The sequence below is a fragment of the Thioalkalivibrio sp. ALRh genome, from assembly GCF_000381425.1.
Taxonomy (GTDB): Bacteria; Pseudomonadota; Gammaproteobacteria; order Ectothiorhodospirales; family Ectothiorhodospiraceae; genus Thioalkalivibrio.
Map to the genome: position 1 here is coordinate 92235 of NZ_KB906524.1, position 19607 is coordinate 111841.

Annotated in this window: 17 protein-coding genes; 3 read left to right on the forward strand and 14 right to left on the reverse strand. The window is 65.4% G+C overall.

Annotated elements, in window-relative coordinates; genetic code table 11:
- Window positions 1-28: 28 nt before the first annotated feature.
- The 9 genes from F791_RS0111580 to rnhB all read right to left on the reverse strand — a co-directional run bounded on the left by F791_RS0111580 (window position 29) and on the right by rnhB (window position 10906).
- Window positions 29-1705, reverse strand: a complete 1677-nt coding sequence (locus tag F791_RS0111580) for a PP2C family protein-serine/threonine phosphatase (RefSeq protein WP_018173953.1) — start codon at window positions 1703-1705, stop codon at window positions 29-31.
- On the reverse strand, window positions 1702-2574 hold the full coding sequence (locus F791_RS0111585; protein WP_051080509.1) for a GGDEF domain-containing protein: 873 nt from the start codon (window positions 2572-2574) through the stop codon (window positions 1702-1704). The genes F791_RS0111580 and F791_RS0111585 overlap by 4 nt, the downstream gene beginning before the upstream one ends.
- Entirely contained in the window at window positions 2571-2963 is a 393-nt protein-coding gene (locus F791_RS0111590) for a DUF1987 domain-containing protein (protein ID WP_018139635.1), read from the reverse strand. Before F791_RS0111590 ends, F791_RS0111585 begins: the two co-directional genes overlap by 4 nt.
- Complete coding sequence (locus F791_RS0111595; protein WP_018139634.1) at window positions 2963-3556, reverse strand: SiaB family protein kinase; 594 nt, start codon at window positions 3554-3556, stop codon at window positions 2963-2965. The genes F791_RS0111590 and F791_RS0111595 overlap by 1 nt, the downstream gene beginning before the upstream one ends.
- A complete protein-coding gene (locus F791_RS0111600) occupies window positions 3549-4244 on the reverse strand; it encodes an ABC transporter substrate-binding protein (protein WP_019592657.1) in 696 nt (231 codons plus the stop codon). Before F791_RS0111600 ends, F791_RS0111595 begins: the two co-directional genes overlap by 8 nt.
- Before the next feature lie 184 nt (window positions 4245-4428).
- Entirely contained in the window at window positions 4429-5685 is a 1257-nt protein-coding gene (gene tilS / locus F791_RS0111605; protein ID WP_019592658.1) for a tRNA lysidine(34) synthetase TilS, read from the reverse strand.
- A 13-nt stretch (window positions 5686-5698) separates the two neighbouring features.
- Window positions 5699-6664, reverse strand: a complete 966-nt coding sequence (locus F791_RS0111610) for an acetyl-CoA carboxylase carboxyltransferase subunit alpha (protein ID WP_018139631.1) — start codon at window positions 6662-6664, stop codon at window positions 5699-5701.
- 160 nt (window positions 6665-6824) lie between these two features.
- Window positions 6825-10304, reverse strand: coding sequence for a DNA polymerase III subunit alpha (dnaE, locus tag F791_RS0111615; protein ID WP_019592659.1), 3480 nt, complete (start codon window positions 10302-10304; stop codon window positions 6825-6827).
- Window positions 10301-10906, reverse strand: coding sequence for a ribonuclease HII (gene rnhB / locus F791_RS0111620; protein ID WP_026333038.1), 606 nt, complete (start codon window positions 10904-10906; stop codon window positions 10301-10303). Before rnhB ends, dnaE begins: the two co-directional genes overlap by 4 nt.
- A 155-nt stretch (window positions 10907-11061) precedes the next feature.
- Here rnhB and F791_RS0111625 point away from each other — a divergent pair, with 155 nt between their 5' ends.
- The 3 genes from F791_RS0111625 to lpxB are packed head-to-tail and all read left to right on the forward strand — an operon-like array spanning window position 11062 to window position 14346.
- A complete protein-coding gene (locus F791_RS0111625; protein WP_018139628.1) occupies window positions 11062-12075 on the forward strand; it encodes a Gfo/Idh/MocA family protein in 1014 nt (337 codons plus the stop codon).
- The gene (locus tag F791_RS0111630) at window positions 12072-13169 is read left to right on the forward strand and encodes a DegT/DnrJ/EryC1/StrS aminotransferase family protein (RefSeq protein WP_019592661.1); all 1098 of its coding nucleotides are present in this window, start codon (window positions 12072-12074) and stop codon (window positions 13167-13169) included. Before F791_RS0111625 ends, F791_RS0111630 begins: the two co-directional genes overlap by 4 nt.
- 22 nt (window positions 13170-13191) lie before the next feature.
- Window positions 13192-14346: a lipid-A-disaccharide synthase gene (gene lpxB / locus F791_RS0111635; RefSeq protein ID WP_018994235.1), complete on the forward strand. Its 1155-nt coding sequence runs from the start codon at window positions 13192-13194 to the stop codon at window positions 14344-14346.
- 26 nt (window positions 14347-14372) lie between these two features.
- On the opposite strand, the gene lpxA is transcribed toward lpxB, so the two are convergent.
- The 5 genes from lpxA to bamA all read right to left on the reverse strand — a co-directional run bounded on the left by lpxA (window position 14373) and on the right by bamA (window position 19582).
- On the reverse strand, window positions 14373-15155 hold the full coding sequence (gene lpxA / locus F791_RS0111640; protein ID WP_017926286.1) for an acyl-ACP--UDP-N-acetylglucosamine O-acyltransferase: 783 nt from the start codon (window positions 15153-15155) through the stop codon (window positions 14373-14375).
- The gene (gene fabZ, locus F791_RS0111645) at window positions 15152-15610 is read right to left on the reverse strand and encodes a 3-hydroxyacyl-ACP dehydratase FabZ (protein WP_018139625.1); all 459 of its coding nucleotides are present in this window, start codon (window positions 15608-15610) and stop codon (window positions 15152-15154) included. Before fabZ ends, lpxA begins: the two co-directional genes overlap by 4 nt.
- A 66-nt stretch (window positions 15611-15676) precedes the next feature.
- Window positions 15677-16678 (reverse strand): UDP-3-O-(3-hydroxymyristoyl)glucosamine N-acyltransferase, encoded by a 1002-nt coding sequence (gene lpxD / locus F791_RS0111650; RefSeq protein ID WP_019592662.1) that lies wholly within the window; start codon window positions 16676-16678, stop codon window positions 15677-15679.
- Window positions 16679-16682: 4 nt separating this feature from the next.
- Window positions 16683-17222: an OmpH family outer membrane protein gene (locus F791_RS0111655; protein WP_018139623.1), complete on the reverse strand. Its 540-nt coding sequence runs from the start codon at window positions 17220-17222 to the stop codon at window positions 16683-16685.
- 17 nt (window positions 17223-17239) lie between these two features.
- On the reverse strand, window positions 17240-19582 hold the full coding sequence (bamA, locus tag F791_RS0111660; RefSeq protein ID WP_019592663.1) for an outer membrane protein assembly factor BamA: 2343 nt from the start codon (window positions 19580-19582) through the stop codon (window positions 17240-17242).
- Window positions 19583-19607: the final 25 nt, after the last annotated feature.

The following is a 19607-nucleotide window of genomic DNA, read 5'->3' on the forward strand; positions in this document are numbered from 1 at the left end:
GAAATGCTACCAGAGAGCCCCTGACGGCTCAATCGGCCGCCGCACCACGCGGCATGTTTTGCGCGTCCGCCGCGAGCGGCCGGAAGGCCACCAGCGTCATGTCGTCACGCCGTGGCTCGCCGCCGCGATAGTCCTCCAGCACCCGCACCACGGAATCGATCTTGGCGGCCAGGTCACGCGGGGACTTTTCCGCCAGCACGTGGCGCAGGCGACGGCGCCCGAACAGTCGGGGCGGCTCGCCACCCACATGGTCGTGGGCTCCGTCGGTAATCAGGAAGAACTCCATGCCCGGCTCGACCGCCACCACATGATCCACCGGCTGTGCGGGCTCCAGGCTGCGATACCCCAGCCCACCGCGGACGCCGCGAATCTCTTCCACCTGTCCCGCACGATCCATGATCAGCGGCAGCCCCACGCCGGCAAAGGTCAGGGTCCGGGCATCCGGGTCATAGACGCACACCGCCGCCTCCAATCCGTCGTCGGAATCCGAGTCATGACCGTCCTGGCGCAGGCGCGAGCGCACCAGCCGATCCATCTCGCGCAGGATTGCCGACGGTTCCAGGAGCCGGTGTTCATGCAGGATGCGATCCAGCGCCGAGGCCAGCACCAGGGTAATGAATGCCCCGGGGACGCCATGCCCGGTACAGTCCGCGGCCACCAGCACGCTGCGCCCGTCGATGGCCTCCAGCCAGAAGTAGTCGCCCCCGACCAGGTGCAGCGGCTCCCAGTAGACCTGCACCTCGTCCAGGTGTCCGTCCAGGGCGTGCTTGTCCGGGAGCATCGCGGTCTGGATGCGCCGCGCATAGCGGATGCTCTCCACCACAAGGCGGTTGCTGCGCTCGAGTTCGCGGTTGGCCTCATCGACCCGCGCAAGCGCACGTTCCGTCTCCAACTTCTCGGCCTCCAGCTCGCGGGTACGCTCGACCACGCGGCGCTCCAGGTCCTCGTTCAGGGCCTTCAGCTCGCCCCGCGCACCATCCCGCGCATCAAGGCCCTGCTGAAAGGCATTCAGGAGGCGGTCGAGCGAGCGGTCCAGGGCACCGAGCTCGTCATCCGCATGGTGGCCCATGCTGGGGCGCGGCCACTGGGCCGGATGGTCGGGATCGGTACCCGCCACGGCTCGGGAGATGCGCAGCATCGGGCGCAGCATGAGGCCGTAGAACAGCAGTACGACGACCAGCGAGACGATCACCGCCTGCACCACGCTGGTGATCACGCTATTGCGCAGACGCTCGATCAGGGCTGCAGCCAGCACATCGGGGGCGAGCTCCACACGCAGCATCCCCACTGCACCATTGGTTTCGCGCAGGTCCGGGTGGAGCAGTTCGCGCTCGTGCTGGCGATCCGCCCCGAACAGGCGTTCCCCAAGCCAGGAGGCGCCGCCACCTTCGCGTTCCACCTCGGCCAAGGTGCGCCCGAAGTCGTCGAGTATCTCGGCGCGGTGGATCTCGTCAAAGGCCTGCAGGCCCGCCACCAGTGATTCCGCCTGATCGGCATTCAGCTGATAGGCCGCCTCGGCCGCGGGAGGAGCCACCAGCCGTTGCAGCCGTTCGATCTGTTCCAGGGTGTCCGCGCGAAAGGCGCGCGAGTCGGCCGCGATCACATAGGCGCTCGCCAGCAGGCTGAGCGCCAGTGCAACCAGCAGGGTCGCGAGCGCCAGCTTCGCGACCAGGCTGCGGCTGCGCGCCGGGCCGGGCTCTGTCATACAGGCTCGCCGTGGAACTGGACCTCGACGCGATTACGGCCTTCGTTTTTCGCGCGGTAAAGCAGATCATCCGCCGCCGCGACCAGCGCCCCGGCATCCGGCCAGCGTTCGGTCGTCACGACGAGACCGATCGAGACCTCCAGATGCAGCGGTTCGCCCTTCCAGCGCGGGATCGTCTGCTCGACACTGGTGCGGATGCGCTCCGCCAAGCTCATGGCCGCATCAAGCTCGAGGTCCGCGGCCACCACCAGGAACTCCTCGCCCCCCATGCGCCCGGCGTACTGATCGGCGCCGAGCTCGCCGCGGAGGATCTCGGCGAAGCTCTGCAGGGCGTAATCCCCGGCGGCATGGCCATGGGTGTCATTCAGGGCTTTGAAGTCGTCGAGGTCGAGCATCATCACAGTGAGCGAGCGGGCCTGATCGCCCACCGTTTCGGCCAGCCCCTCGACACAGTCCATTACCCGGCGCCGCGAGAACAGCCCGGTCAGGGCATCCTCCAGCGCCAGGCGCTCGAGCTCGGCCGTCAGGCGCTCGCGCTCGCGCACCTCGTCGGACAGTGCACCGTTGAGCTGCTCCAGGTGGGTGGCCTGCTCGCGCAGCTGACGGTTGGCGGCCTGCAGGTCCAGCTGCATCCGATCACTCATGCGCATCATGCGGCGCTGAACGCGATAACTCTCTGAATAGGCCTTGGCGAGCATGCGCACGCCCTCGGCCACATCGTCCAGCGCCTCCAGCATCTGCTCGGAGCGCTGCATGATCTGCTTCTCCTGCTCGAACAGAGAGAAGTCGGCAAGCGCTTCCGGATCGTCGCCGTCGCGTGCGGTCGCTGGCACCGGCACTGGCTGCTTGGGGTCGTGAGAGGCGTTCATGATGTCGGGCACATGCGGTAGTCCGCGTGGGCAAAGTCCTCGGAAAAGTCCTCGCCGAATTCTTCCATCGTCTCGTCGTCTTCGTGGTAGCACCAGTTGATGCGCACGTTGATGCCGGCCTCGGCGGCGTCTTCGAGGATCTGAAAGAGGTTCATCAGCGCCTTCGCGGTCGAGCTGTTGAAGTAGATCATCTCGACGCTGAACTCCAGCGACTCGCTGGCCCGCTCCTGGACCGCCTGTCGCAGGCCCTGGGTCAGGGGTCCATAGAAGCTCGCGGCGTCTTCCGGGTAGGACTCGCCGGAAATGCGGTAATGCCCCGCCGCGAAATCGAACAGGACCTCCGGGGTGCGGTCCGTTGCCTCGTGTCGAATGGGGTCCAGTGCTGCCATCAGATGTAGGCCTTCAGTACAAAGTAGGAATACGCGTCGGAGAGGTGCTCGAAGTCGAACTGGATCGGCTCGCTGGCTCGGCGGGCGATCTCGATCAGCCCGATGCTGCCCCCCTTGCTGCCCTCGTCCGGCGGCTCGCGCAGCTTTTCCTTGTAGAAGCGCCGCAGGGCCTCGTTGTCCATCCCCTGAAGCTCGCTCAGCCGGCTGCCCAGAGTATCCGCGTCTTCGCGGGCGATGATATTGCCGCAGATCACGAAGAACCGGCCTTTTTCGGAGCCGACCGTAATCATGCCGGAGCTCAGCTCCACCGGGGGTTCCGCCGCGTGCTCGATCCGTTCGGCCGAGTAGCGAATGATGTTCTGCACCTGCTCGACGAACACCGAGAACACTCGGTTTACGGTCTTGTTGTCCGTCGACTCCAGCCGGATCTTCTGACGCAGGGCGTCGCCCAGCGCCTTCAGGATGCCTTCGGAGATATAGCCGGTGAACGAAAAGATAATGCCGCGCCGGGTCATGTTGCGCTGAAAATCCAGCACCTCCTCGGCGATCAGGCCACCGCGATCCGCTTCGCGCTGCGTGGCGAACTCAGTCATTCGCGTCTCCGTTACGTTCGAGTACTTCGCTGACGATCGCTGCGTAGCGGCCATCCTCGCGCATGGCATCCAGCGCGGCCTGGAGGCGGTCCAGCCGATCGCGATCGGTATCCGGGTGGCAGGCGAGCGACATCACCGTGTCGTTGAAGGCAAACAGCGAGCGCAGTTCGCCGATCTCTTCCAGACGCGCGTACCAGGGTGCGAGGTGCTCGCCACTGACCCAGACGTCAATCCGGCCGGCCGCGAGCTTGCGCGCGTTCAGGCGGTCATTGGGGGCGGTATCGATCTCAATCCCCCGGGCCTCGACATACAACGCAACGGCGTCGTCGCGATAACCACCCACTCGATAGTCGTGAAGGTCATCGAGCGACTCCGCTGCGACGTCGGAGCCCTCAAGGGCATAGGCATGCCACTGATTCTCCACCAGCGGGCCTACCCACTCGAAGAGCTCTTCGCGTTCCGGGGTCCGCGTCGTGGAGAACACGCAGGTATCGGGGTTCGACTGCGCCTCGGCGTAGGCACGACTCCAGGGCAGCAAACGGATCTCCGCCTCGATCCCGGTTTCCTCGAGCAGCTGGTTCATCACGCGCACAGAGATACCGTCAAGCCCGCCTTCCGGCGTCTCGAAGTTAAATGGCGGATAACTCTCGGTGGCCAGGTTGAGGGTTCCGCCCTGTGCCGTTGCCATACCCAGCAACGCGAACACACAAGCGATACCCCGGACATACGCCCTGGTCTGCCGGCTGATGGTTCTCACACCCCGGCCCCTCAAAAGTATGACGAAGTTCAAGCATTGGCTTTTCCGCTCGCCCCGTCAACTGCAAGGGGACTACAGGTTTTGAACGGATCACCATCCATCAGACCTGCCACCTTCAGGGACTCAGGTCTCCATCCGACCAGAGAATGGCCACGACGAGCCCATCCGACCGCCGCCTGACCAACGGCAGGTGCTCGCGTTCCCATGGCGGGATCCCCCGCTCCTGAAGCCGCTTTTTCAAGGGTCGGCGGCCCGCTGGCGTCACCACGGTTTCCCCACCCCGGCGAAAACCGACCTCCAGCGCCTCCTGCGCGTCCACACCCAGGGCCACCAGCGCTGCGCGCTCCAGTACCCGACCATCCGGGAGCGTCAGGCGCGCATGCCCCGGCGGCCAGGGGATCACGTCACCTGGCACGGCCGACTTTGCATCCGGGGCTTCGGCACAAATCGTTCCGCGATAAACGCCCATCCAGCCATCCGCCCAGCGCAGCTCCGGATTCCGGTCCGGCGCGTGGACCTCCAGTTGCCGACAGAACTCCTCCAGCCGCGCATGGCCCGGCGGTCGCAGGCCCTGCGCGCGCAGCCAGGCCCGCAATCGCGCGCGTCGAGCGGGCCGGTCCAGCTCGGCCAGCGAGGCCAGCTCGAGCGAGGCCTCATCCGGAATGCGTTCATCCTCCAGGCTCTCCAGGCGGTCGACGGCCTCGCGCTGCCAGCGGGCGCTGCGCGCCAGGGAGGCATGAACAGGGAAGCGCTCCGCCAGACGCGGGAGGATCTCGCGGCGCAGGAAATTGCGATCGAACCGGGTGTCGTCATTGCTTGGGTCGTCGTACCAACCGAGCCCCGCCGCTTCTGCGTAGTCCGCGATGGCCTCGCCCGGGACCTCCAGCAACGGTCTCCCCAACCAGGTGTCCCCTTCGCGACGCAGTACCCGCATGCCCTGAAGGCCCTCCGGACCGCTCCCGCGCAGCGCGGCGAGCAGAAAGGTCTCGGCCTGGTCGTCGGCATGCTGGGCGGTCAGGATCAGGTCCCGCCCCCCGAGGCCCTCGCGCAGGGCCGTGTAGCGTGAACGGCGCGCTGCGGCCTCCGGCCCCTCGGAGGCATCATCAAGAACGGTCACCTTGCGTACGGTCAGCGCTACATCCAGCGCCTCGGCAACGCGTACACAGAACGCCGCCTGCGCATCGGCATCCGGTCGCAGGCCGTGATTCACATGCCAGGCCTCAAGTCCTTGAGGGCGCAGTCGCGCAAGCGCGTGCAGCAATACAGAGGAGTCGCGGCCGCCGCTTAAGGCGACGCGCAAAGAAGCGAAGTCCGGGTGGTCCTGCAAAAAGGCCCGAATGGCGACCATCACCGGGTGGGTGTGATCCCCCACCCGGCCCGGTGTCTCAGGAGGTGGCTTCCTGGAAGGCACCGTAGTCCATCAGGCGGCGGTAACGCCGATCCAGCCGCTTGGCCGGGTCCAGCGCCTCCAGGCCATCAAGGGTTTCCAGCAGCGCCGAGCGCAGGTGTGCCGACATCGTCTCCGGATCGCGATGGGCCCCGCCCAGCGGCTCGGAGACGATGCGATCGACCAGCCCCAGATCGTGCAGCCGTTGCGAGGTAATGCCCAGCGCCTCCGCTGCCTCGGACGCGCGTTCGGCACTCTTCCAGAGAATGGAGGCACAGCCTTCCGGCGAGATGACCGAGTAGGTCGAGTACTGCAGCATCAGCGTGGCATCCCCGACCCCGATCGCCAGCGCGCCGCCGGAGCCGCCCTCGCCGATCACGGTCGCGATGATCGGGGTATCCAGCCGCGCCATCACCATCAGGTTGCGGGCGATCGCCTCGCTCTGGCCGCGCTCCTCGGCACCCACGCCCGGATAGGCACCCGGGGTGTCGATGAACGTAAGGACCGGCAGCCGAAAACGCTCGGCCGTCTCCATCAGCCGCAGGGCCTTGCGGTAGCCCTCCGGGCGCGGCATCCCGAAGTTGCGGTAGACCTTCTCGCGCGTCTGGCGACCTTTCTGATGGCCGATGATCATTACCGGGCGCCCGTCGAGGCGGGCCACGCCCCCCACGATGGCCGGATCATCCGCGTAGGTCCGGTCACCGTGCAGCTCCTCGAACTCGTCGAACAACTGCGGGATGTAGTCCAGCGTGTACGGGCGCTTGGGATGACGCGACATCTGCGCCACCTGCCAGGGGGTGAGCTTGGCGAAGATGCTCTCCGTCAGCGAACGGCACTTCTCCTCCAGCCGCTGGATCTCTTCCTGGATGTTGACCTCGGCATCGTCACCCACATAGCGCAGATCCCGAATCTTGGCTTCCAGTTCGGCAATGGGCTGTTCGAAGTCGAGAAAATCCGGATTCATGCAGGGTCCCGCGTCGGAAAGATGGGCGTCAGGCGCGGAATTGTAACCAATTACCCCGCACTTCGCTGCCCGTTCGAGACCGGCCGAGGCGGATGTGCAGCGACATGCGGTGGCTCAGGGCTGTTGATCACAACACCTAATTGCGTAGATGCCGACAGAATCAACGGCCGTACAGGACCTGGGCCTCGCAGCCCGGGCCCAGGCTCTGCTGCAGATTGCGCAATAGCCGCTCGTCCGGACGAATGGCCCAGGCCTCGGGCAGGCTCAGCTCGGCCTCGAAATCATCCCGCCGGTAGCACAGGTGGACTCGGCACTGACCATCGCGATATTCCTCCATCAGGCCGCGCAGGTTCTGCACCTGCTCGGCGTGCACCCCCTCCAGGCACAGGTGCAGGGCGCGCGCCCACTGCGCCCGCGCCTCGTCCAGGGTGTACACGGCCCGGGCCCGCATGCGGATGCCGCCGGCATAGTCATCCAGCGCCACCGTCCCCTCGGCCACCAGAAGGGTGTCCGGCTCCAGGCGATCGCGGTAGGTGGTGAAGTCGTCGTTGAACAGCACGATCTCGGCACGCCCGCTGCGATCATCCAGGGTCGCGATGCCCATGCGCCCATTCTGCGTGTTGCGCACCCGCACCCCCACGACCAGGCCGGCAATGCGCACGGTCTCCTGGCGCCCGCGTCGCCCCTGCTGGCCGCTGTCATCGGGCCGCTGCTCCAGCTTCGCCTCCAGATCCGCGAACGTACTGCCCGTCAACCGCTTGAGCTCGGCGCGATAGCGCTCGACCGGGTGTCCGGTCAGGTACAGGCCGAGCGTCTCTTTCTCCCCGCGCAGACGATCGTCGTCCTCCATCTCCGGGAGGGTCTCGCTCTCCGGGACCACCGCAGCCGCCGGATCGCCAAACAGGTCCACCACACCCAGGCTCGCATTGCGCTCGGTCTGTTCCGCCGCGGCCACGGCCGTGGGGATGTCGTTCAGCAGCGTCGCGCGGTTCGCGCCGATCGCATCCAGCGCACCCGCGCGCACCAGCGTCTCCAGCACCCGCTTGTTGAGCTTGGACAGGTCCACGCGCTGGCACAGGTCGATCAGCCCGTGGAAGGACCCGTCCGCCGAGCGTGCCTTCAACAGCGTGTCGATCGCAGACTCACCCACGCCCTTGATCGCCCCGAGGCCATAGACCACTGTCTGCGCATCGAGGCAGGTAAAGCGGTAGTCCGACTGGTTCACGTCCGGCGGCAGGACCTTCAGGCCCATGTTCCGGCATTCCTCGATCAGGCCCACGACCTTGTCGGTGTTGTCCATATCCGCGGACAGCACTGCCGCCATGAACGGCGCCGGATAATGCGCCTTCAGCCAGGCAGTCTGATAGGCGACCAGGGCGTAGGCGGCCGAGTGCGACTTGTTGAAGCCGTAGCCGGCGAATTTCTCCATCAAGTCGAAGATGTAGGTCGCGGTCCCCTCCTCGACCCCACGCCCCAGCGCGCCCTCCATGAAGATCTGGCGCTGTTTGGCCATCTCCTCGGGCTTTTTCTTGCCCATCGCACGGCGCAGCAGGTCGGCGCCGCCCAGGGTGTAGTTCGCCAGGACCTGGGCGATCTGCATGACCTGCTCCTGGTACAGGATGACGCCGTAGGTCGGCTGCAGGATCGGCTCCAGATCCGGATGCGGGTACTCCACCTGCGCGCGACCGTGCTTGCGGTCGATGAAGTCGTCCACCATCCCCGACTGCAACGGGCCCGGCCGGTACAGGGCCACCAGCGCGATGATGTCCTCGAAGCTGTCCGGCTGGAGGCGCCGAATCAGATCCTTCATCCCGCCCGATTCCAGCTGGAACACTGCCGTGGTCTGGTAGGCCTTCAGCAGCTTGAAGGTGTCGGGGTCATCCAGCGGGACCGCATCCAGGTCGATGCGGGCCTCCGGGTCCATCTTGCGCACGTTCTCGACCGCCCAGTCGATGATCGTCAGCGTGCGCAGCCCGAGGAAGTCGAACTTCACCAGGCCCACGGCCTCGACGTCGTCCTTGTCGAAGTGGGTCACCAGCGAGCCGCCATCGTCCTCGCAGTACAGCGGCGAGAAGTCGGTCAGCGCAGACGGTGCAATCACCACACCGCCCGCATGCTTGCCCGCGTTGCGCGTAAGTCCCTCGAGCTTGAGCGCCAGATCGATGATCCCGCGCACCTCCTCGTCCTGGTCGTACTGCGCCTTCAGGTCCTCGCTCTCGGCCAGGGCCTTGCCCAGGGTCATGCCCAGCTCGAACGGGATCAGCTTGGCGATACGGTCGACAAAGCCGTAGCCATAGCCCAGTACGCGGCCACAGTCGCGCACGACCGCCTTCGCGGCCATAGTGCCGTGGGTGATGATCTGCGAGACCTTGTCGCGGCCGTAGCGCTCGGCCACGTAGTCGATCACGTCGTCGCGTTTCTCCATGCAGAAATCGACATCGAAGTCGGGCATGGAGACGCGCTCGGGGTTAAGAAAGCGCTCAAAGAGAAGCTCATAACGCAATGGATCCAGGTCCGTAATACCCAGCACATAGGCGACCAGCGAACCCGCCCCCGAGCCACGCCCCGGGCCCACCGGGATGCCGTTGTCCTTGGCCCACTGGATAAAGTCGGCCACGATCAGGAAGTAGCCGGGGAAACCCATCTGGCAAATCACGTCCAGTTCGAGCTTCAGGCGTTCGTCGTACTCCGAACGCTCGGCGAACTGGAAACGCTCCAGCCGTGCCGCGAGCCCCTTCGCGGAGGTCTCGCGCAGGTGATCCTCGACGGTGTATCCCTCCGGCACCGGGAAATCCGGCAACACTGACTCCCCAAGCGTCAGGCTCACGCTGCAGCGCCGCGCGATTGCCACCGAGTTTGCCAGGGCCTCGGGGATATCCGAGAAGCGTTCCGCCATCTCCTCCGGGCTGGCAAGGTACTGGTGTTCCGAGTAGCGCCGCGGACGCGAGGGGTCATCCAGCGTGGTGCCGTCATGAATGCAGACACGCGCCTCGTGGGCCTCGAAATCCTCGGCCCTGAGAAAGCGCACGTCGTTGGTCGCCACCACGGGCAGATCGAACTGCTCCGCCGCTGTCAGGGCCTGCTCGATCCAGGCCTCCTCGCCCGGACGCTCGGTGCGCGTCAGCTCCAGATAGAAGCGCCCGGGAAAACGCTTCAGCCAGGGGCCAAGCTCATCCTGGGTCAGTGCGCGCGCCACCCCGGAGCCGCTCACGAACAGACCATCGATGCCACCCGACAGGGCGATCAGGCCCTCGGCCGCGCTGTCCAGCCATTCGGCGTCGATCCTGGGGATGCCCTTTTCCTGCCCTTCCTGCCAGGCACGCGAAATCAGTCGGGTGAGGTTGCGGTAGCCGGGGTCGTTCTGCGCCAGCAGGGTTATGCGCGCCACGCTCCCGTCGGCACGGGCGTCCCGCACCAGCAGATCAGCCCCGATGATCGGTTGCACACCCTGGGCAATGGCCGCCCGATAGAACTTCACCAGCCCGAACAGGTTGCAGTGATCGGTCACCGCGACGGCGGGCATGCCCTTCTCCGCGACCGCCGCGACCAGCGGCTTCAGGCGCACCAGCCCGTCGATCAGCGAATACTCGGAGTGCACCCGCAGGTGCACAAAGCCGGGGTCGTGCCATTCGCTGCTCATGCCCCTTCCCCCGTAACAGCGGCCAGCGCCCGCGCCACCGGTCCAAAGCTGCGACGGTGCTCTGCACACGGCCCGAGGCGCGCCAGCGCGTCGCGATGGTAGGCGGTCGGGTAGCCTGCATGGCGATCAAAGCCGTAGTCGGGATAGCGTTCGTGCAGGGCCGTCATCTCCGCGTCGCGCGCCACCTTGGCGATGACCGAGGCCGCGCTGATTGCTGCTACGGAGCCATCCCCGCCGACGATCGCCTCGGCGCTCCAGGGGCCCTCTGGCGTAAAGCGCCCATCGACCAGCAGGTGATCGGGCACCTGCGACAATGCGGCCACCGCGCGCTGCATCGCCAGCAGGGTCGCGCGATGGATGTTCAATGCGTCGATCTCGGCCGCCTCGGCTCGCCCCAGCGCCCAGGCCACCGCGCGTTCGCGAATCTCGACATCCAGCGCCTGCCTGCGACGCGCCGAGAGCTTCTTGGAATCGGTCAGTCCCGGTGCCTCAAAACCTTCCGGCAGGATCACCGCGGCCGCCACCACAGGCCCCGCCAGTGGGCCACGTCCCACCTCGTCGACGCCCGCGACCCAAGCGTTTGCCACCCTGTTTGCGGACATCGAACCCCCGATCGGGCCTGGACACCAAGGGAACACTGAAACCCGTGTTTCCCTGGACAATAGCGGGAATGGATCGCGGACATGCGCAGTCCGGGCGATCCGTTACAATAGCGCCGGAAATCCTAGCACACGCCCCACGAACCTCGAGCCCGCCCATGTCTCAGAATCCCCTGCGCTGCGCCGCGATCGGCGTCGGTCACCTTGGCAAATGGCATGCCGCCAAATACGCCGCCCTGCCCGAGACCGAACTGGTCGCCGTAGCCGATGCCGATGCCGCCACCGCCGAGCGTGTCGCCGCCGAACATGGCTGCGCCGCGGTCACCGATCACCGCGAACTGCTCGGCCAGGTCGATGCGGTCTCGATCGCCGCGCCGACCACCCTTCACTACGACATCGCCCGGGACTTTCTCGACGCCGGGTGCCATGTGCTGGTGGAAAAACCGATCACCGCGACGCTGGAGCAGGCCGAGGCCCTGAACCAGCTGGCCGAGGCCAAAGGGGTCGTGCTGCAGGTCGGGCACCTGGAGCGCTTCAATGCCGCCCTGCGCCGACTGACCGACGATCCGCTGCATCCGCGATTTATCGAATCGCACCGTCTGGCGCCCTACAAGCCCCGCGCGACCGACGTCTCGGTCGTGCTGGATCTGATGATCCACGACATCGACATCATCCTGTCCCTGACGGACTCACCGCTAACCGAGGTCCGTGCCTCTGGCGCCCGTGTGCTCACGCAGGACATCGACATTGCCAACGCCCGCCTGGAGTTCGCCAACGGCTGTGTGGCGAACGTCACCTCCTCGCGCGTCAGCAACAAGTCCGAGCGGCGCATGCGCATCTTCCAGTCGCATGCCTATGCCTCGGTGGACTTTCAGAACCGCATCCTGTCGCTCAACCACATTGGCGCGCCCGATCCGGAGACCGGTGCCCCGGAGATCCACCGGGACGAGAGCGTCTTCGACGAGGCTGATGCCCTGCTCGCCGAGATCCGCGCCTTCGTGGCCGCCGTACGCGGCGAAGGCCCGGTCGTGGTCAGCGGCCGCGACGGCCAGCGCGCGCTGGCCACCGCCGAGCAAATCACGAAGCTCGTCTATCAGAACCTCAACGTGATGGGCCAGGCCGACGGCCCCCACAGCCACCTCGAAAACACTCGCACAGGAGTCAAGCCGTGATCCCGATGGTCGACCTGCAGCGCCAGTACCAGAGCCTGCGTCCCGAAATCGATGCCGCGCTGCAGGAGGTCCTGGCCGGGGCCCGCTACATCCTGGGCCCCAATGTCCAGGCGCTGGAAGACGAGCTGGCGCGCTATCTCGGTGTGGAACATGCGATTACCTGCGCCTCGGGGACGGATGCGCTGCATCTGGCCCTGGCCGCCGCAGGCATCGGCCCGGGCGACGAGGTGATCACCACGCCATTCACCTTCATCGCCACCGCCGAGGCAATTCGCTATGTGGGGGCCGACCCGGTGTTTGTGGACATCGATCCCGACACCTTCAACATCGACCCGGAGCGGGTCGAAGCCGCGATCACCGAACGCACCAAGGCAATCATTCCCGTGCACCTGTTCGGACAGCCGGCCGACCTGCCACGCCTGCAGGCCATCGCCGAACGCCACAAGCTCCTGATCGTCGAGGATTGCGCCCAGTCCTTTGGCGCCGCCATCGATGGCGCGCAGACCGGGTCCGCCAATGCCTTTGGCTGCTTCTCGTTCTTCCCCTCGAAGAACCTCGGGGCCTTCGGCGACGGCGGTCTGGTCACCACCAGCTGCCCGACCTCGGCCGAGGCCCTGAAGCGACTGCGCAACCACGGGTCCAGCGAGCGCTACTACCACGACGAGGTGGGCTACAACAGCCGCCTGGACGAGATGCAGGCGGCAATCCTGCGGGTGAAACTGCCGCACATCGACGCGTACAACGCCCAGCGCCGGCGCGTCGCCGCCAGCTACCGCAAGGGCTTGGAGGGCCTGCCAGTTCAGACCCCGCACGAAGACGGTATCGGTACGCATGTCTACCACCAGTACACGCTTCTGACCGATCACCGTGACGCGATCATGCAAGCCCTGAAAGAGGCCGAGATCGCGCACGCGATCTACTACCCGGTCCCGCTGCACCAGCAAAAAGCCTTCGCGGATCTGCCGAACCTGCCTGCGAGTCTTCCGGTCACCGAATCCGTCACCGCACGCTGCCTGTCCCTTCCGGTGTTCCCCGAGCTCGAGGACGGCCAGATCGAGATGATCTGCGACACCATCCGGCGCGCCCTCGCCTAAGCGCCGAGACAGACCCGGCCCCATGCGACGCCACGTGGTCATCTGCGCCGGAGAGAGCTCCGGCGATGCCCTGGGGGCCGGGCTGGTACGCGAACTCGCGATCCTGGAGCCCGAAGTCCGATACTCCGGCATGGGCGGCGCCCAGATGCGCGACGCGGGTGTCGAGACGCTGATCGATGTCGAGGAACTCGCGGTCGTCGGGCTCGTCGACGTCCTGGTGAACTACCCGCGCCTGCGCCGACTGTTCCGGCGCATGGGTACCCACCTGGAGCACAACCGTCCGGACCTGCTTGTCCTGGTCGACTACGTCGAATTCAATCTGCGCCTGGCGGCACATGCACGACGCCTGGGTATCCCGGTCCTGTTCTATGTCAGCCCCCAGTTGTGGGCCTGGCGATCCGGGCGAATCCGCCGGATTCAGCAGTGCGTCGATGCGATGGCGGTGCTGTTTCCGTTCGAGACCGAGATTTACGAGCGTGCCGGCGTCCCGGTGCGCTACGTCGGCAATCCACTGGTGGACCGGGTCCAGGAACCGACCGTACCGCTAGCGGAACGGATCGCCGTTGCCGAAGATGAACGCGTGGTCGGACTCTTGCCCGGCAGCCGCAGCGGAGAGCTCAAGCGCCACTGGCCGCTTCTGCTCGAAACCGCGCGACGGATGCACGCGGAGGATCCCTCGCTGCGCTTCGCGGTCGCGCTGGCCCCGGGTGTGGACTCGTCACGGCTGGACGCACTGGCGCCGCGCGACGGCCTGCCGACATCGTTTGTCTCCGGGGAAGAAGGCGCACACGCCCTAATGGCGGGCGCCGATCTGCTGCTGATTGCCTCGGGCACGGCCACGCTCGAGGCCGGCCTGCTCCAGGCGCCCATGCTGGTGTTCTACCGAATGGGGGGGCTTAGCCACGCGGTCTTTTCGCGACTGGTCCGCCTGGAGAATATCGCCCTGGTCAACATCGTCGCGGGGGAACGACTGGTCCCGGAATACCTTCAGCGCCAGGCGAACCCCGAACGCCTGGCGTCAGACGCGCTCGACCTGCTGCGGCACCCGGAACGGCTCGGCGCGATGCGGGAGTCCCTCGCCTCGATCCGTGAACGCCTGGGAGACGGCGGGGCCGACCGCCGTATCGCCGAGATGGCGCAGGAACTGCTCAGCCAGGGGCATCTGTCCCAAGGTTGAATCCGGCCTCGGGGATCAGCGGTTCCCTAGTGCGGCCGCCCGCCACGCAGTATGCCACGCTGGCTGTTACGCACGAACCCGATCAGGTTGCGCACTTCCGGGACCTCGGTCTCGTCGAACATCGTCTCCAGATGGCGCTCGCGGCCGGCGCGACCACGCATGCCGAGGATAAAGACCCGATGCAGCGCCTGGATCGCCTCGTTGGAGAAGCCATTGCGCCGCAGCCCAACCTTGTTGATCCCGATCAGCCGCGCGTAGTTGCCACTGGCCAGGCAGTAGGGCGGCAGGTCACGGTTAAGCGCCGCGCCCATGCTGGTAAAGGCAAAGGTCCCCACCCGACAGAACTGGTGTACCAGGGTAAAGCCACCCAGGGTCACGTTGTCCTGAATCTCGACGTGACCCGCCAGCGAAGTCGCGTTGGAGAAGATGATCTTGTTGCCGATGGTGCAGTCGTGCGCGATATGCACGTAGGCCATAATCAGGTTGTCGTGACCGATCACGGTCTCGCCGAGCCCTTTCTCCGTTCCCCGGTGCAGCGTGACCGATTCCCGGATCACGTTGCGATCCCCAATCACCAGCCGCGTCGGCTCGCCCTTGTAGGTCGTGTCCTGGGGTTCCTCGCCGATCGAGGAGAATTGGAAGATGCGGTTCTCGCGACCGATCTCGGTCGGGCCGCGGATCACCACATGCGGACCCACGCGGGTACCGGCCCCGATTCGCACATTCGGACCGATCACGCTGAAAGGCCCGACCTCGACCGAGGAGTCCAGCTCCGCGCTCGGGTGTACGTCAGCCCGAGGGTCGATCACGAGGGGATTTCCTGCCCGGAACACATCAGCTGCGCCGTGGCACAGACGTCGTCGCCCACACGGGCGACCGCGTCAAAGCGCCAGATGCCGCGCATGGTGCGCTTGAGATCCACACGCAGGTGGAGCTGGTCGCCGGGTACCACCTGGCGGCGAAAACGTGCCTCGTCGATGCCGACAAACAGGTACAGCTGCTGCTTGTCCTGATTCTCGTTGCGCGCCTCTTCGGTTTTGAACGCCAGGAGACCCGTGGCCTGCGCCAGCGCCTCGAGGATCAGGACACCGGGCATCACCGGCTTGATCGGGAAATGACCCTGAAAATAGGGCTCGTTGATGCTGACGTTCTTGATCCCGGTCAGGTAGACGCCGGCCTCCCACTCCAGCACCCGGTCGACCATGAGAAACGGATATCGATGCGGCAGATAGCGCATGATCTCCTGGACATTGAAGTCATCCACGCGGCATTCCTTTTTTGCTGATTCTGATGAGCCGAGACCAACGGACGACTCCAACACAAGCGGGTTTCATGCATCCCGCGTCCGGGCGAGCCGACGCAGCCGTGCCAGCATGCGATTCCACAACCGGGCCTCCTGGTGAGGGACACCGGACGCATACTCCCCTGGTTGATCAATCGAGCGCGTGACGAGCGTCATCGCGTGCAGTGTCACCCGATCGGCTATCGCCAGGTGGCCGAGAATCCCGACCCCGCCCCCAATGGCGCAATGCGCCCCGATGCGTGCGCTGCCCGCAATCCCCACACAACCCGCAATGGCCGTATGGTCGCCAATCTGAACGTTATGGGCAACATGGACGAGGTTGTCGATCTTGACCCCGTTGCCAATCCGCGTGGACTCCAGCGATCCGCGATCGATAGTGGAGTTGGCACCAATCTCCACATCATCGCCCACGCGCACATCCCCCAACTGCTCGATCTTCTCCCAGGTGGAATCCGGACCGCTTGCGAATCCAAACCCATCGGCACCCAGTACCGCGCCACTATGGATGATGGCACGTCTGCCGATTTGCACTCCGTTCAGCAGGCTGACCCGAGGATGGAGATAGCTCTCCTCCCCTACCTCAACTCGCGCGCCCAGAACGCTGTGTGCGCCAATCACCACACCGGCACCAATACGGCAACCGGCGCCAATCACCACGCCCGGTCCAACCTCCGCATCAGCGGCCAGGCGTGCGTCAGGATGCACTCGCGCGCTTGGGTCAACACCGGGAGTACCGCATCGGCGCCCGGCACCAAACCAGCGGGACGCCTGCCCATAGGCGCGGTAGGGATCATCGACGGCAATCCAGGCACGCGCTGTCGTGCTCACCGACTTGGCACCCACCCTGGGGACCAACACACAGCCCGCTTCGGTAGAGTCCAGGGCATCGCGATAGCGATCGGGATTCGTAACAAAGGACACATCCGCCGGCCCGGCCCGGGCAAGCGTCGCCAGCCCTCGCAACGGGATCTCGGCCGGCCCGGTGAGCTCGCCGCCCAGATGTACGGCGAGGTCGCCGGCGGTGATCACCCGCTCAGTCGTCGCGCTGCATTGCGGCAAGGATATCGTCCGTGATGTCGACCCGGTCGCTGGCGTAGAGCACGTTGCGTTCGGTCAGGATGACGTCGATCTCGCGTTCGCGCGCCAGTTCCACAATCGCATCGTTGATCCGCCGCTGCAGTCGGGACAGCTCTTCGTTACGGCGAACGTTCAGGTCCTCGCTAAAGCTCTCCTGGGCGCGCCGGAACTCACGCGACCGCTGGGAAAACTCCCGCTCCAGATCGGCCCGCTCGGAGGGATTCATCATGTCGCCGTCGCGCTCCAGCCGGTCACGCATGCGCTGGAGTTCTTCGCGTTCGGCCACCAGCTCGGCGTCACGCGGGGAGAACTCACGCTCCAGCTCGCGCATGGCCTGCTCGGCCTGCGGCGAGTCCTCCAGGATGCGGTTCATCGTCACGAATGCCACGTTCTGAGCCCCGGCCTGGGCCGGGAGGGCCAGCCAGCCCGCCAACAACAGCACGGCGGACAGCGCCAGGGAGACGCCGCCCTTCATGGTCCCACTGCGCTGACTCATGTTCTTGCTCCTCGCGCTCAGAAGGACGCCCCCAGCAGGAACTGGAAGCGCTGAATATCGTCTTCCGGCTGGTCGTTCAGCGGCTCGGCCACGCTAAAGCTCAGCGGCCCCACCGGCGAGAACCAGGTTATCGCGAAGCCAGCGGACGCCCGCAACTCGCCGACGTCCCAGTCGCCCGGATCGTTGAACACATTACCGGCATCGACAAAGGTGCTCATCCGCACCGCGTCGTTATCGGCGGCGAACGGCAGCGGGTAGAACAACTCCCCTGAGATCGTGGTACGGAAGCGGCCACCATACGGGTCGTCATTGGAGTCGCGCGTCGCAGGAACATTCTCGTCCCGGAATTCGCGCAGCTCGCGCTGATCCCCGAGGCGGTTGTCCTCGTAACCACGCACCGAACGAATACCACCGGCAAACAGCCGTTCATAGAACGGCAGCTCGGAGCCGCCATAGCCATCCGCGTAGGCAATCCCACCCGAGATACTGAAGGAATAACGATCCGACAGGCGGAAGATCTCCTCGCCCGAATAGGTCAGCTTGTAGAACTCCCGATCACTGCCGGGCACGGCCAGTTCCAGACCAATGCGGTGGCGTCGCCCCTGGGTGGCGAAGGTCGTGCGATCGCGCGTGTCGTGGATATAACTCGTCTCGATCTTGTAGAAATTTGCCGAACTACCGAACTCGTCGACCTCGTCAAAGATCTCGTCCGGGCTGCCCCGCCGGCCGTCACGTTCGACCGTGTCGATATCAATGTGTTCGAATCCGGGTACGATGCGAACACGGTCGAACTCCGACAGCGGGATCCCGTAGCTCACGTCAAACCCATAGCGGTTCGAGGAATAGCGCGAGATGTTCGCCTCTTCGGCGTCGATCTTGCGGTAGAAGACAGAGAACCCACGGCTGGCCCCGGCGGGGGTGTAGTGCGGGTTGGTCACGCTCATGCGGAAGATCTGGTTCACTCGGCTGGTACTGACCTCCGCATTAAAGCGGTTACCCGTACCCAGGAAGTTGTCCTGCTGCAACCCCGCGGTCAACAACAACCCCTGGTTCTGCGAGAAGCCCGCCCCAAGCGTCAACGCGCCGGATTGCTGCTCGGTCACCGTGATGTTCAGATCCACCTCGTCGTCAGTACCGGGGACTCGCTGCGTCTCCACGTTCACGCTCTGCACGAATGGCAGACGCTGCAGCCGCACGCGGGAGCGCTCGATCAGGGCCCCGTTGTACCAGGAGCTCTCCATCTGCCGCAGCTCGCGGCGATAGACGCGCTCCTCCGTATTCTCGTTACCAGTGATCTGGATGCGCCGAACGTATACACGCGGGCCTGGGTCGATAAAGAAGGTGATATCGACCTCGCGGCTGTCCTCATCGACATCCGGCACGGGATTCACGTTGGCGAATGCATAGCCGTCCTGCATCAGGCGATTGGTGATCCGCTCGGCGGATTGCGTCACCTGGCTGCGCGAGAAGGGTTCGCCCACATCAATCTCGACCAGCTCTTCCAACTCGTCCCGCGACACCACGAAATCACCCGCCAGGTCGAATCCGGTGACGGTATAGCGCTCACCCTCATCCACGTTAATCGTGATGAACAGATCGCGGCGGTCCGGCGTCAGGGTCACCTGGGTGGAATCGATATCGAACTCGAGAAAGCCCTCGTCCAGGTAGTGCGAACGCAACTGCTCCAGGTCGCCCGACAGCTTCTCGCGGGAATAGTGGTCCCGCCGACTGAAGAAGGCCCACCAGCGGGGTACGCCCGAATCAAACCGGCGGGTCAGTTCGCGGTCGGTGAAGGTCTCGTTGCCCACCACATTGACCTGCTGGATACGCGCCACAGGGCCTTCGGCGATATCGATCTCGATATCCACGCGGTTGCGCGGCAGGTCGATAATCTCGACATCCACCTCGACGTTGTAGCGGCCGCGAGCGAAGTACTGCTGTCGCAGTTCGCTCTCGATCCGGTCGAGCATCGTGCGGTTGAACACGCGACCGCTGCGCAGTCCGGCCGCTTCAAGCGCCTCGCGCAGGCCATCGTCCGGGATGTCACGATTCCCGGAAAAATTGATCTCGTTGATCGCCGGACGCTCGGAGACAATCACCACCAGCACATTCCCGCGCCGGGCAATCTCCACGTCGTCGAAAAACCCCGTCTGGAACATCTCGCGGATGATGTCCGGGCTCTGGCTTTCGTCGAAGGTGTCGCCCACTTCAACTGGCAGATAGCTGAGCGCCGTACCCGCGGTAATCCGTTCCAGCCCCTCGATCTCGATATCTTCGATCTGGTAGGTCTGTCCCCAGGCCGTACCTGCCAGACCCAGGAGACCGACCAGGGCTATTGCTCTCAAGCTGTTTCGCGACATGCTTTCCGCCAATTCAGAAGGGCTG